Source organism: Mesorhizobium sp. M7A.F.Ca.US.011.01.1.1 (assembly GCF_003998295.1).
In the GTDB taxonomy this organism is placed as follows: Bacteria; Pseudomonadota; Alphaproteobacteria; order Rhizobiales; family Rhizobiaceae; genus Mesorhizobium.
This window is the reverse complement of sequence record NZ_RZRT01000006.1, coordinates 105804-118235: the sequence shown is the minus strand read 5'-3', so window position 1 is coordinate 118235 and position 12432 is coordinate 105804. Positions and strand designations below refer to the sequence as shown.

Genomic DNA, 12432 nt, shown 5'->3' with positions numbered 1-12432 from the left:
TCAAACTCGCTTGTCCGGCCACAGCCCGTTCGGCCTGAAGAGCATGATTGCCAGCAGCGCAACCGCGGTCACCAGGGGACGATAGGTTCCCGCGCCGCGCAGCACCTCCGGAAGCAGGGCGACGAGAACAGCACCAAGGACGACGCCGGGAATGCGGCCCATGCCGCCCAGGACGACGCCGAGAAGGATGAGCAGCGATTGGTTGAAGGTGAAACTCTCCGGCGAGATGGCCGTCATCTTGGCTGCGTAGAGGCATCCGGCCACGGAAGCGATCACAGCGCCCATCATATAGGCTTGCAGCTTGGCCGTGACACGGTTGATGCCGATGCCAGCGGCGGCGTCCTCATCGTAGCGAACGTAGAACCAGGCTCGTCCCATTCGCGATCGCTCGACGCTCAGACAGACGAAGGCGGTGAGCAGCGCAAGCACCAGGAACGCATAGTAGAAGTGCTGCACCTGCATCAGCCTGAAGCCGAATATCTCCGGGCGCTCGATGCCGATGAGTCCGCTCGCGCCACCGGTGATGTCGAGGTTGCGGGCGATGATGCGCACGATTTCGCCGAAGCCCAGCGTCACGATCGCCAGATAGTCGCTGCGCAATCTCAATGTCGGAGCCCCGATGATGATGCCGGCCACGCAGGCGGCGACCATGGCGACCGGGATGGTAAGCCAGAAATTGAACCCGAATTCCGCGGTCAGGATGCCTGATGTGTAGGCGCCTACCGCGAAGAAGGCGGCATAGCCGAGATCGAGCAGGCCCGCATAGCCGACGACAATGTTGAGGCCTAGGCACAGAACGACATAGAGCAGCGCCGTGGTTGCCACCTCCGTGACGTAGGCGTTGGCGAATTGCGGCAAGACCAGCGCGACGGCGAGCGCCGCCAGGCCGGGCAGCACGACGGACCAGCGCATCAATTGCTGTTGCCCGGGGGCCGGCATGGTTCTCACTTCGTCGGTCATCACACCCGCTCCACGACCGAGCGGCCAAGAAGGCCGGTCGGCTTGAAAACAAGGAACAGGATCAAGGTTCCGAACACGAAGACGTCACGCCACTCCGAGCCGACGAAGGGCAAGGACGAGCCGAAAGCTTCGAGCAGGCCGAGCAGCAAGCCGCCGAGCATGGCGCCCGGCACGCTGCCGATCCCGCCGATGACAGCGGCGGTGAAGGCCTTGAGCCCCATGATGAAGCCCATGAAGAAATGGACACTGCCATAATAGGCGCCGGCCATGACCCCGCCGCCGGCAGCGAGCGCCGAGCCCATGAAAAAGGTCAAGGCGATCACCCGGTCGACATCGATGCCCATCAGGCGGCTCGCCCCCATGTCGATGGACACGGCGCGCATCGCCTTGCCGTACATGGTGCGTGAGACAAAGGCCTGCATCCCGGCCATAAGAGCGATGGAGGCCGCCACCAGCACCATCTGCGTGTAGGTGATGTGAACGGTGGAAATGTCGACACCGGCAAAACCGAGGTCCGTGTTGAAGGCATAGTGTCGCCCGCCGGTCAGCGCGAGTGCCGTGCCGTTCAGCACCATCGACGCACCGAGCGCCGTGATCAGGATGGACAGGCGCGGCGCATTGCGCATCGGCCGATAGGCGAAGCGTTCGATGATAACGCCGAGCAAGCCGACAGCCAGCATCGACACAAGCAGGGCGCAGACCACGCCCAGCCAGCCATTGCCGACCCATATGCCGACGAAGGAAAACACGATGAGGCCGACGAAGGCGCCGTTCATGTAGATGTCGCCATGGGCGAAATTCAGGAGCTTGATGACGCCGAAGACCATGCTGTAGCCAAGCGCGATCAGGGCATAGAACGAGCCGACGATAAGACCGTTCACCAGTTGCTGAATAAGCAGGTCGAGCGTCATTGATGCTCCGGGGCAGAATTGAAAAAGTCTTGTCTGGGCGCAGCGTCGGCGCACCAGACAATCGGCGGTGACGCCGAGGCCGCCACAAGGCCTGCCTCGGCGTCAATCCTGTTAGCCTTTATTCGGCTACCCACTTGCCGCCCTTGGCGATCACCGGGCGGAAGTTCGAGGTCTGGAGCGTGTTCTTGTCGGTGAACTTGATTTCACCGGCAAGGCCCTTGAAGTCGCTCGCCTTGAGCGCCTCGATGATTGCCTTCTGATCCGCCGACTTGGCCCGCGTGATCGCATCGGCGATCAGGCCGCCCACATCATAGGAGAGCGCCGCATAGGCGCCGGCGTCGCGGCCATAGGTTTCCTTGTACTTGGCCTTGAAGTCGGCGGCGCCGGACAAGAGGTCGACGGTGGGCGGAGACAACAGATACACGCCCTCACCGGCCGAGCCGGCGATTTCCAGATATTCCGGCGAATTGTTGCCGTCGCCCAGCACAACGCCGCCCTGGAAACCGGCCTGCCGAAGCTGCTTGGTGAGCAGGGCGCCACCGGCATGATATGCGGTCCAGAAGACAGCGTCGGCGCCGCTCGATTTGATCTTGGTGACGACCGCCGAATAGTCCTGCTCGCCGGCCGTGGTGGTCTCCTTGGCGGCAATTTCGCCGCCTGCGCTCTTGAAGGCTTCGGCGGTCAGCTTGGCCAGGTCGGACGAATAGGCATCGCCTTCGTCCACGACCGCGATCTTCTTGTAGCCGTTCTTCTTGAAGAGCTCGACGGCTGTCGTCGCCTGCATGTCACCGGTTGAATTGGCTAGGAAGGCATTGCCCTGATTGGCGGCGACCAGCTTGGTCGAGTTCGCTCCGATGATGACGAACGGAATGCCGGCGTCACCATAGATCTTCAATGTCGGCAAGACGGCGCCCGAGCAGTAGCCGCCGACGATGGCGGTCACGCCTTCCGAGACAAGCTTGCTGCCTGCGGTCACCGCCTGCTGCGGATCGCAGGCGTCGTCGGCGGTAGTGGTGATGATCTTGTCGCCGTTGACGCCGCCTTTGGCGTTGACGGCATCGATCGCCATCTTCACGGCGTTCTCCATATCCTGCCCCTCACTGGCCAGTTGGCCAGTCATGGGGGCCACAATGCCGATCTTGATGTCGGCAGCCGCGGCCATCGTGGTCATAGCCAGCCCGGCAAGGGCGGTGGCACAAGCAAGCCTCTTGGCAAGCCTCTTGAAGGAAACAACCATTAATTCTCTCCATTTCCCCTGTTGGCGCATCCAGGCGGCGTGCCCGAAATGCATTGTTTCGCCCCTCGGTTAGCTGCGGAGCGGTTATGTTGAGCAAGATCGCTAGCCGGCCACGCGATTTGTCACCCGCAGGCTCCTGATCCGCCGATCAGTGACTGCCGCCGGCAGCCCGGGCATAGGCTCCCTGGTAGCGGTTCTCCCGGATGCTCTGCATGATCTCGGCCTCACGCGCTTCTTGCGCCCTGACGGCGGCCAGCAAAGCCGCGGCATCTTCGATTGGAAATGCCACGACGCCATCCTCGTCACCCACGACGATGTCGCCCGGACCGACGACCATGCCGCCTATGCAGACGGGAACATTTATGGCTCCCGGACCATCCTTGTAAGGTCCGAGATGGATGGCCGACCGCGCGAAACATGGGAACGGATTGCGGCCGATGGCGCCGGCATCGCGAATGGCGCCGTCGATGACAATGCCTGCGGCGCCGCGCGAAGCCGCGACACTAGTCATGATTTCGCCGACCAGCGCGCGTCCCTCATAGCCACCGCCGTCGACGACAATGACATCGCCGGGCTGCAACAGATCGAGCGCACGATGGATGAACTGGTTGTCGCCGGGGCGGGTCCTGACCGTCAGCGCCCTCCCCGCCATGACGCCGCTCACCCGATGAAACGGACGCAACCCAAGAGCCCCGGGGACACGAGCGAGATTGTCGCTGATCAACGGCGTCGCAAGGGCGCGGAACGCGTCGATCAGTTCGCTTTCCTGAGATCCATCCGCCATCGCCTACACTCCTCCTCGTCGGCACTTTATGAATATAGTATCCAATCACACTTAATTCGGTGGAGTCAACCAACCTTGCGATGGTCGGCAGAAAAAAGCGAAAGCGGCTCAGGAATGGCACACTGCTCCAGAACCGACCTGATAGATCCACGTATCCGGGGCTTGCAATGGCGGCAAAGTTCAAGATAGATTGGATAACATATCCATAAACGCCATGATTGTAAAAAGGGAATTGGCTGTGAAGCATGCAGGAAAAGTCGTGATCGTCACCGGGGCGGCACAAGGGCTGGGCCTTGCCTGCGCCGAGCGCTTTCATGCCGATGGCGCCAAGGTGGTGCTCGTCGACGTACAGGCCGATCGCGGGCGCGAGCATGCCGAACGTCTGGGCGAGCGTGCCGCCTGGCTATCGGCGGATCTCTCCGAATGCACGCAGGAAATGGCAGCCGATATTGTTGCCAAGGCCACGGAGCGATTCGGCGGCGTCGACGTCCTCGTCAACAATGCCGGCATCATCCATCTGGACGATTTCGTCGACTTCCCCGAGGAAGCCTTCGACTTGGTTCAGCGCGTCAATCTCAAGGCGCCCTTCCTGCTCGGGCAGGCCGCGGCACGAGCCATGATCGCGCAGGGACGCGGCGGCTCGATCATCAACATGTCGTCGATCAACGCCATTCTGGCCATTCCCAATTCCGTCGCCTATGCCGTGTCCAAGGGTGGCATCAAGCAGCTGACGGCGGTGATGGCCGTCGGACTGATCCCGCATAACATCCGCGTCAACGCCATCGGCCCCGGCACCATCCTGACCGACATGGTCAAGAGCTCGGTCATGGCCAGCGAAGCGCAGCGCCAGACCATCCTGTCGCGCACGCCAAGCGGCCGCTGCGGCGAGCCTTCGGAGATCGCCAGCGTCGCTTCGTTCCTGGCCAGCGACGACGCTTCCTATATTGTCGGCCAGACCATCTATCCGGATGGCGGCCGCCTGATCCTGAACTATACGGTGCCGGTGAAGGACTGACCGCCCATGGTTGTCGGTACGCCCCACATCAGCCTTGCGGGATCAGGCGCGCTGCTGCTCGATGGCGTCCAGGGGGCTTTCAATGATGCCACGCAGGAGCTGGTCTGGGCGGTAGCGAATGCCGCGCTGCGCCTCGAGGGCGTGCGCGAGGCCGTTCCCGGCATGAACAACCTGCTGGTGGTATTTGACCCACTCGTTACGAACGCCCACAGCGTTGGCGGTCAGCTGATGTCGCTCTGGGTCTGCACCGACGCCGACGCGGTTGCAGGCACCCATCATACCATTCCCGTCAGCTATGGCGGAACTCGCGGCGAGGACCTCGCCGGCTGGGCCGCGCATTGCGGCCTGTCTGTCGACGAGACCGTCAGCCGCCACGCGGCGGCCGCCTACACCGTCGCCGCGATCGGCGCCATGCCGGGCTTTCCCTATCTGGCCGGTCTCGACCCGCGGCTTGCCTGGGCAAGGCGCAGCACGCCTCGCCTCAAAGTCACTGAGGGCGCCGTCATCATTGGCGGCGTGCAGGCGGGTATCATGCCGATGACCGCGCCATCCGGATGGCACATAATCGGTCATACCGACGTGAAGCTGTTCAACGCCGAAACGGAATTGCCCGTGCTGCTCAGGCCTGGAGACAAGATCCGATTCGCAATCGCAGGGATCGAGGCATGATCGAGATCCTTACCACCGGCCTGCCGAACACGGTCCAGGATCTCGGCCGACCCGGTCATCTGGCGCTGGGGGTCAGCCATGGCGGCGCCATGGACAAGCAGGCACTGGCGATCGCCAATCTGATACTGGGCAATGATCCCTCGGCCGCCGGGATCGAGGTCGCGCTTCATCCGTTCCGGCTGCGCGTACATATCGACACCGCCGTCGCCGTCACCGGCGCGGATTGCGCCGTCAGCGTCGGCGATCGGCCCTGCCCTCCCTGGTGGGCCACGACGATCCGCGCCGGCGAGACCCTTGTCCTCGAAGCCCCGCGCATCGGCGCTCGTTCCTATATCGCCTTCGCCGGCGGGCTCGATCTGCCGCCCGTCATGGGGTCGCGCGCGACGGATGTGAAAGGCGGTTTCGGCGGGTTCGCTGGACGCGGCCTGTCGCGCGGTGACCGGCTTGCGCTCAACCCTGCGCAATGCCGCCTCCCCGCGGGCGGCATCGGCGCGGCGCTGGAGGAGCGACGAGGCGCGGCGGACGGCTTGGCCTCGGCAATCGAATTGCGGGTTCTGCCGGCCGCCGAGTTCGACGCCTTCACGCCGGAGGCCCAGGCGGCTTTCACCGGCAGCGAATGGAGCATCACCAACGACGCCAACCGTATGGGATATCGCCTTGCCGGGGCGACGCTTTCCCTCCTCTCGCCGCTGGAATTGCTGTCCCACGGCATCGTGCCGGGAACTGTTCAAGTCCCGCCGTCCGGCCAGCCGATCATCCAGCTTGCCGATGCCAACACCTGCGGCGGCTATCCGAAGATGGCCACGGTGATCGAAGCCGACCTCTGGCGGCTGGCGCAAGCGCCGGTCGGCGCGCGCCTGCGTTTCTCAGCAGTCTCGATCGAAGCGTCGACGGAAGCGCTTCGCGCGAACCGGCAGCAACGTCGCGACTTTATCGTCGCCCGCAACCTCATGGCCGGCGAGCAGAGGGCTCCATGAAAATTCGCCCCTTCACCATCGAGATTGCCCAGTCTGAAATCGATGATTTGAAGAAGCGCATCTCGATCTGGCGCGAGCCGGACCAGCTGCAGGCAATAGGCTGGGCGCAGGGAACGGAATACGAGGAACTGAGCCGGCTTATGCAGCACTGGCGTACCGGCTTCGACTGGCGCAAGCAGGAAGCCGCCTGGAACATCCATCCGCACTACCAGGCGGATATCGGCGGCGAAACCCTCCATTTCATCCATGCGCGCGCCGCTGTCGCGACCGGCAGAACGATCATACTCACCCATGGCTGGCCAGGCAGCGTCTTCGAATTTCATGAGCTGATCCCGCTTCTGACCGATCCGCTTTCGCATGGCGGAAGGCAGGAGGACGCCTTCAATGTCGTGGTCCCCTCGATTCCCGGCTATGGCTTTTCGAGCCGGCCGACCAGGCCTGGCCTCAACCTGTTCACCGTCGCCGATCTTTGGGCCGAGTTGATGAGCCGTCTCGGCTACAAGCGATATCTCGCCCAGGGAGGGGATTTGGGCGCTAGCGTGTCGACCTGCCTAGCGCATTTGCATCCCAACAGTCTCGCCGGGGTGCATCTCAATTTCATCCCCGGCTCATTCTCACCGCCCCACGATGCAAGCCCGGATGGCGACTTGACGTCGGAAGAACGCGCCTTCCTGGAACGGAAAGCCGGATGGGCGGATCTTCATGGCGCCTATGCTCATATTCAAGCGACGCGCCCGCAAACGCTTGCCTATGGGCTGACGGATTCGCCGGTCGGACTGGCGGCGTGGATGATCGAGAAGTTCCGCGACTGGAGCGATTGCGATGGCGATCTGGCCAACGCCGCTTTTTCGCGCGACGACATGCTCGCCAACATCTCGCTCTACTGGTTCACCCGGACCGTCGCTTCGTCGATGCGGCTTTATTGGGAAACGCGCGCCCGCCCGCTTGCATTCGCGCCCGGCACGGCGATCCACGTCCCGCTCGCAGTGGCTTTGTTCCCCAAAGAGCTGCCGATGCCGCCAAGGAGCTGGGTCGAGCGCGTCTTTCCGGACATCCGCCGGTGGACAGCGATGCCGCGCGGTGGTCATTTCGCAGCCCTCGAGCAGCCCGCTTTGCTTGCACAGGATATAAGAGCCTTTGCCGGCGGTCTGGATTTTTAAAGGCAGCGTTTGCGCGCAGCCAAACCCGAAGGCCAGAAATGAACAATACCGTCCTCACCATCGATGCCTTGCATGAGCGCGTCGATGCAATTTTCCGCAAGGCCGGACTGAACCCCATCCAGGCCAGCGCCATCACAAGGGTCATCGTCGCGGCGGAACGCGATGCCTGCAAGTCGCATGGTGTCTACCGGATCGAAGGCGCGCTGCGAACGATCAAGGCAGGGAAGGTAAACCCAGACGCGGTGCCCGAACTGTTGCCGCAAGACGCTCCCGCCATTGTGAAAGTGGATGCGAAGCACGGCTTCGCCAACCCGGCCTTCGAACTGGGCCTGCCGGTGCTGGTCGAGCGGGCACGCTCCTGCGGCATCGCCGCGCTCGCGATCAACGATGCCGTGCATTTTTCCGCCCTTTGGGTGGAGGTCGAAGCCTTGACCCAGGCAGGCCTTGCCGGCCTGGCCATGTGCCCGAGCTATGCCACAGTCGCTCCGACCGGCGGCAGCGGACCGTTGCTGGGCACCAATCCTTTTGCCTTTGGCTGGTCGCGAGAAGAGCAGCCTCCCTACGTTTTCGACTTCGCGACCTCGGTTGCCGCGCGCGGCGAGATCGAGCTCCACCGCCGGGCAGGCAAGAAGCTGCCGGAAGGCTGGGCCATGGATTCGGATGGCAGGCCAACGACCGATCCCGAAGCTGCCCTGGCGGGCGCCATGCTTCCCTTCGGCGGGCACAAAGGCTCCGCCATCGCGACGATGATCGAACTGCTCGCCGGGATCATGATCGGCGACCTGACCAGCCCCGAGGCGCTCGAGCTGCTTGGCACCACGACGCTTTATCCGTCGCACGGAGAGTTGGTCATCGCTTTCTCGCCGAAAGCCTTCGCCGCCGGCCGGCCCGGCAATCCGCTGGGCCGTGCTGAAGCGCTGTTCGAGGCGATCTTGGGCCAGGGTGCGCGCCTACCCTCGCAAAGGCGGTTCCTAGCCCGCGAGACCTCGGGGCGCGACGGTATCGTCCTCTCGCACCAGGAAATGGAACAACTTGATCGTTTTCTCGAACGGGGGCTCGACGCGGTCTGAATCGGTATCGCCAGGGCCAAGACCGATCACAGGAGGAGAAAAATGCGCTGGACGAAAACATTCACGGTCGTCGGCTGCCATGCCGAGGGCGAAGTCGGCAATGTGATCACCGGAGGCGTCAAGGACGTTCCGGGCAAGACCATGTTCGAAAAGAAGGAGTATCTCGAAGCGCATATGGACGACATTCGTGGGCTGCTCTTGTTCGAGCCGCGCGGTGCGCCCTACGTCAACGGCAACATCATCCTGCCGCCTTGCGATCCCTCGGCGGATCTCGGCTACGTCATAATTGAAAGCACGGAATACCCGCCCATGTCTGGCTCAAACACCATCTGCGTCGCCACAGTGGCGCTGGAAACGGGCATGGTGCCGATGAAGGAGCCTGAGACATTGCTGCGCATGGAAGCGCCGGCCGGCGTGATCGAGGTGCGCTGTCTCTGCGAGAACGGCAAGGTGAAGCAGGTGGAGTTCACCAATGTACCGGCTTTCGCGTTCCACCTCGACACACCAGTCGAAGTCGAGGGGCTCGGCACGATCACCGTCGACACCTCCTATGGCGGCATGACTTTCGCCCATGTGAACGCCCGCGCACTGGGCTTTTCCATAACACCCGACGAGGCCCACCAGATGTCGCTGATGGGCCAACGCATCAAGAAGGCGGTCAACGAGCAGCTCAAGGTCGTGCATCCGGAGAACCCGAAGATCCGCGACGTGTCCAACGTGATTTTCGAAGGTCCGATCGAGCGCATCGACGGGCGCGTGGATAGCATCAACGGCACGGTGTGCCTGCATGGCAGGCTCGACCGCTCGCCGACCGGCACCGGCACCACCGGGCGGCTTGCGGTGATGTCGGCAAAGGGGCAGATCGCCAAGGGCGAGCTGTTCCGCAACAGGTCCATCATCGGGACCCATTTCGATTCCCGCGTGATCGCCAATGCGCGTGTTGGCGATCGCGACGCTGTCGTGGTCACCATCGCCGGACAGGCCTGGATTACCAGCATCGGCCAATATGGCCTCGACCCGACAGATCCCTATCCGCGCGGACATCGCCTCAGCGATGTCTGGTTCTGAAACGGACCCGGCCGTGCTCAGGCCGCGAACGCTCTGACCCTGACGCCGCTCGCCTCCAGCCGTCGCCGGACGCGCGCGGCGATGGCGACGGCTGCCGGCGTGTCACTGTGGACGCAGATCGAATCGATCGGCGTCTGCAGCATCTGTCCGGAAAGCGTCTCGATGGCGCCTTGCTTGACCATCCGCACGACCCGTTCCGCCGCCTTCTCGGCGTCATGGATGACAGCGCCTTCCAGCTTGCGCGAGACAAGAAAGCCTTCCTCCGTATAGGCGCGGTCGGCAAAGATTTCGGACCTGACCGTCAGACCCGCGTCGCGCGCGATCCTGTCCTGGAAGCCGAGCGCAATGGCCAGGCAGATCAGGCCGGGATCGACGGCCTTGACCGCGCGCGTCACCGCTTCGGCGACGCCACGATCGGTCTGGGTAAGATTGCCTAGCGCGCCATGCGCCTTCACGTAGCGGATCGGATGGCCGGCATAGGTGGAAAGCGCCTGCGCTGCGCCGATCTGATAAGCGACCAGCCTTTCGATCTCATCCATGGAATGCGGAATGATGCGGCGTCCGAACCCCCACAGATCGGCGAAGCTCGGATGCGCGCCAACGGCAACGCCCTTGTCGCGCGCCATCGAGAACGTGGCCGCCATGATCTCGGGGTCGCCGGCATGAAAGCCGCAGGCCACATTGGCGGAACTGACGATGTCGAGGATCGCCGCATCGTCGCCGAGCCTGTAGGCTCCAAAACCCTCGCCCATGTCGGAATTGATATCGACCTGCAATCCTTTGGCCGCCATGGCGCTTTCCTCAGTGGTTCGAACCATCGCCTTTGCCTTCACACCAGCTCGTAGAGTGGCGTGCCGTAACCGACGACCGCTCCGTCCTCGGCCAGCGCAGTGCCCAGCACGCCGTCGGCAGGCGCCACGACTGCTTTCAGGCATGGGCCAATTTGCAGGACGCCGACCGTCTCACCCTTGCGGACCGCCTGGCCAAGTCCGACCACCGGGTGGCCGGTCGTTGGATGATCGAGACGGAACACGCCGACGCCGGGCGCGCGCACGCCCTTAAAGACCGTTTCGGCCTTCGGGGCTTCGGCCGGGTTCGAGGCAACAACGGATTGCATGTGCAGGCGCAACGAAAAGCCGGCGTCCGACAGTTCTATCTCGCCCATGCCGGCGCTTGCGCACCAGGCGGCCAGCCTTTCGATCTCCTCAATCGTCATCGCCGCCTCGTCCCTGGAGCAGACCGCCTTCAATGAGACGTTCAAGATGATGGATATCGAAGCCGCCGGCAGCAAAGCCGGGCTCCTCCATCAGGAGGCCGTGGAGCGGCGCGTTGGTGGCGATGCCGACAGCTTCCATCTCAGCCAGCGCGCCGCTCATGCGCCGGATCGCCTCGGCCCGCGTCGCGCCATGCGCCAGCAGCTTCGCCACCAGGGAATCGTAGTGCGGCGGCACGGTGTAGCCGGAGTAGAGATGCGATTCGACGCGGATTCCCGGGCCGCCGGGCGGCGTCCAGCGCTCGACCCGGCCCGGATGCGGGCGAAAGCTATATGGATCTTCAGCGTTGATGCGGCATTCGACAGCGTGGCCCTGGATGCGGATGTCTTGCTGGCTGAACGACAGGGGTTCGCCCCGGGCGATGCGGATCTGCTCGCGCACGATATCGACGCCGGTGACGAGTTCGGTGACGGGATGCTCCACCTGCACGCGGGTGTTCATCTCGATGAAAGAGAAGCGCCCGTCCTCGTAGAGGAACTCGAACGTGCCCGCGCCGGTATAGCCGATGGTCAGGCATGCGCGGGCACACAGCTCGCCGATTTCGGCAATCGCCTCGCGGGCGATCCCCGGCGCCGGCGCCTCCTCGATGATCTTCTGGTGGCGGCGCTGCATGGAGCAATCCCGCTCGCCTAACCACACCGCCTTGCCATGCTTGTCCGCCAGAATCTGGATCTCGATATGGCGCGGGTGCTCGAGAAATTTCTCCAGATAGACTTGCGGGTTGCCGAAGGCCCGGTCCGCCTCTTTCACCGCCATTGAAACGGCTTCCATCAGGGCGTGCTGCTCGCGCACGATGCGCATGCCGCGCCCGCCGCCGCCGCCCGCCGCCTTGACGATGACCGGATAGCCGATGGCCTCGGCAATGGCGCGCACTGCCTGCTCGTCCTGCGGCAGCGCCCCCTCCGACCCTGCAACGCAGGGAACGCCGGCAGCGATCATCGTGTGCTTGGCGGAGACCTTGTCGCCCATGGTGCGGATCGCCGCGGCCGACGGCCCGATGAAGGCGAGGCCGGCATTTTCGACGGCCTCGGCGAAGGCGGCGTTTTCCGAGAGGAAACCATAGCCCGGATGGATCGCGCCCGCGCCGGTGAGTTGCGCGGCCGCGATGATCTCGGCGATATTGAGATAGCTCTCCGTCGCGGCAACCGGCCCGATGCAGATCGCCCTGTCCGCCAGCGCGACATGGCGAAGGCTCGCATCGGCTTCCGAGTGCGCCGCCACCGTCTTCAATCCGAGATCGCGGCAGGCGCGCAGGATGCGCAGCGCGATTTCACCGCGGTTGGCGATAAGGACGGTGTCGAACATCG

13 protein-coding genes are annotated in these 12432 nt (G+C 63.7%); 6 read left to right on the top strand and 7 right to left on the bottom strand.

Annotated elements, in window-relative coordinates:
- The 4 genes from EOA13_RS10515 to EOA13_RS10500 form a co-directional block, all read right to left on the bottom strand.
- Positions 1-960, bottom strand: coding sequence for a branched-chain amino acid ABC transporter permease (locus EOA13_RS10515; RefSeq protein WP_245490344.1), 960 nt, complete (start codon positions 958-960; stop codon positions 1-3).
- Positions 960-1871, bottom strand: coding sequence for a branched-chain amino acid ABC transporter permease (locus EOA13_RS10510; protein WP_023809510.1), 912 nt, complete (start codon positions 1869-1871; stop codon positions 960-962). Before EOA13_RS10510 ends, EOA13_RS10515 begins: the two co-directional genes overlap by 1 nt.
- A 118-nt stretch (positions 1872-1989) precedes the next feature.
- Positions 1990-3108 (bottom strand): branched-chain amino acid ABC transporter substrate-binding protein, encoded by a 1119-nt coding sequence (locus EOA13_RS10505; protein WP_245490343.1) that lies wholly within the window; start codon positions 3106-3108, stop codon positions 1990-1992.
- Positions 3109-3256: 148 nt separating this feature from the next.
- Entirely contained in the window at positions 3257-3892 is a 636-nt protein-coding gene (locus EOA13_RS10500) for an RraA family protein (protein WP_127292137.1), read from the bottom strand.
- Positions 3893-4130: 238 nt separating this feature from the next.
- On the opposite strand from EOA13_RS10500, the gene EOA13_RS10495 reads away from it, so the two are divergent.
- Genes EOA13_RS10495 through EOA13_RS10470 form a run of 6 tightly spaced genes read left to right on the top strand, consistent with a single transcriptional unit; the run spans position 4131 to position 9851 of the window.
- Complete coding sequence (locus EOA13_RS10495) at positions 4131-4907, top strand: SDR family oxidoreductase (protein ID WP_164780043.1); 777 nt, start codon at positions 4131-4133, stop codon at positions 4905-4907.
- Positions 4908-4913: 6 nt separating this feature from the next.
- The gene (gene pxpB, locus EOA13_RS10490) at positions 4914-5576 is read left to right on the top strand and encodes a 5-oxoprolinase subunit PxpB (RefSeq protein ID WP_127292135.1); all 663 of its coding nucleotides are present in this window, start codon (positions 4914-4916) and stop codon (positions 5574-5576) included.
- A complete protein-coding gene (locus EOA13_RS10485; protein WP_127292132.1) occupies positions 5573-6553 on the top strand; it encodes a biotin-dependent carboxyltransferase family protein in 981 nt (326 codons plus the stop codon). Before pxpB ends, EOA13_RS10485 begins: the two co-directional genes overlap by 4 nt.
- Positions 6550-7713, top strand: a complete 1164-nt coding sequence (locus EOA13_RS10480) for an epoxide hydrolase family protein (RefSeq protein ID WP_127292130.1) — start codon at positions 6550-6552, stop codon at positions 7711-7713. The genes EOA13_RS10485 and EOA13_RS10480 overlap by 4 nt, the downstream gene beginning before the upstream one ends.
- Positions 7714-7751: 38 nt before the next feature.
- Positions 7752-8783 (top strand): Ldh family oxidoreductase, encoded by a 1032-nt coding sequence (locus EOA13_RS10475; RefSeq protein WP_127292127.1) that lies wholly within the window; start codon positions 7752-7754, stop codon positions 8781-8783.
- Between the two features lie 42 nt (positions 8784-8825).
- Positions 8826-9851: a proline racemase family protein gene (locus EOA13_RS10470; protein WP_127292124.1), complete on the top strand. Its 1026-nt coding sequence runs from the start codon at positions 8826-8828 to the stop codon at positions 9849-9851.
- A gap of 17 nt (positions 9852-9868) precedes the next feature.
- Here the strand turns inward: EOA13_RS10470 and EOA13_RS10465 are convergent, their stop codons facing one another.
- The 3 genes from EOA13_RS10465 to accC are packed head-to-tail and all read right to left on the bottom strand — an operon-like array spanning position 9869 to position 12430.
- Entirely contained in the window at positions 9869-10642 is a 774-nt protein-coding gene (locus EOA13_RS10465) for a 5-oxoprolinase subunit PxpA (RefSeq protein WP_127292121.1), read from the bottom strand.
- Positions 10643-10680: 38 nt separating this feature from the next.
- Positions 10681-11067 carry a biotin attachment protein gene (locus tag EOA13_RS10460; protein ID WP_127292119.1) on the bottom strand — a complete coding sequence of 129 codons (387 nt, stop codon included), beginning with the start codon at positions 11065-11067 and terminating at the stop codon, positions 10681-10683.
- Positions 11057-12430, bottom strand: a complete 1374-nt coding sequence (gene accC, locus EOA13_RS10455; protein ID WP_127292116.1) for an acetyl-CoA carboxylase biotin carboxylase subunit — start codon at positions 12428-12430, stop codon at positions 11057-11059. The genes EOA13_RS10460 and accC overlap by 11 nt, the downstream gene beginning before the upstream one ends.
- Positions 12431-12432: the final 2 nt, after the last annotated feature.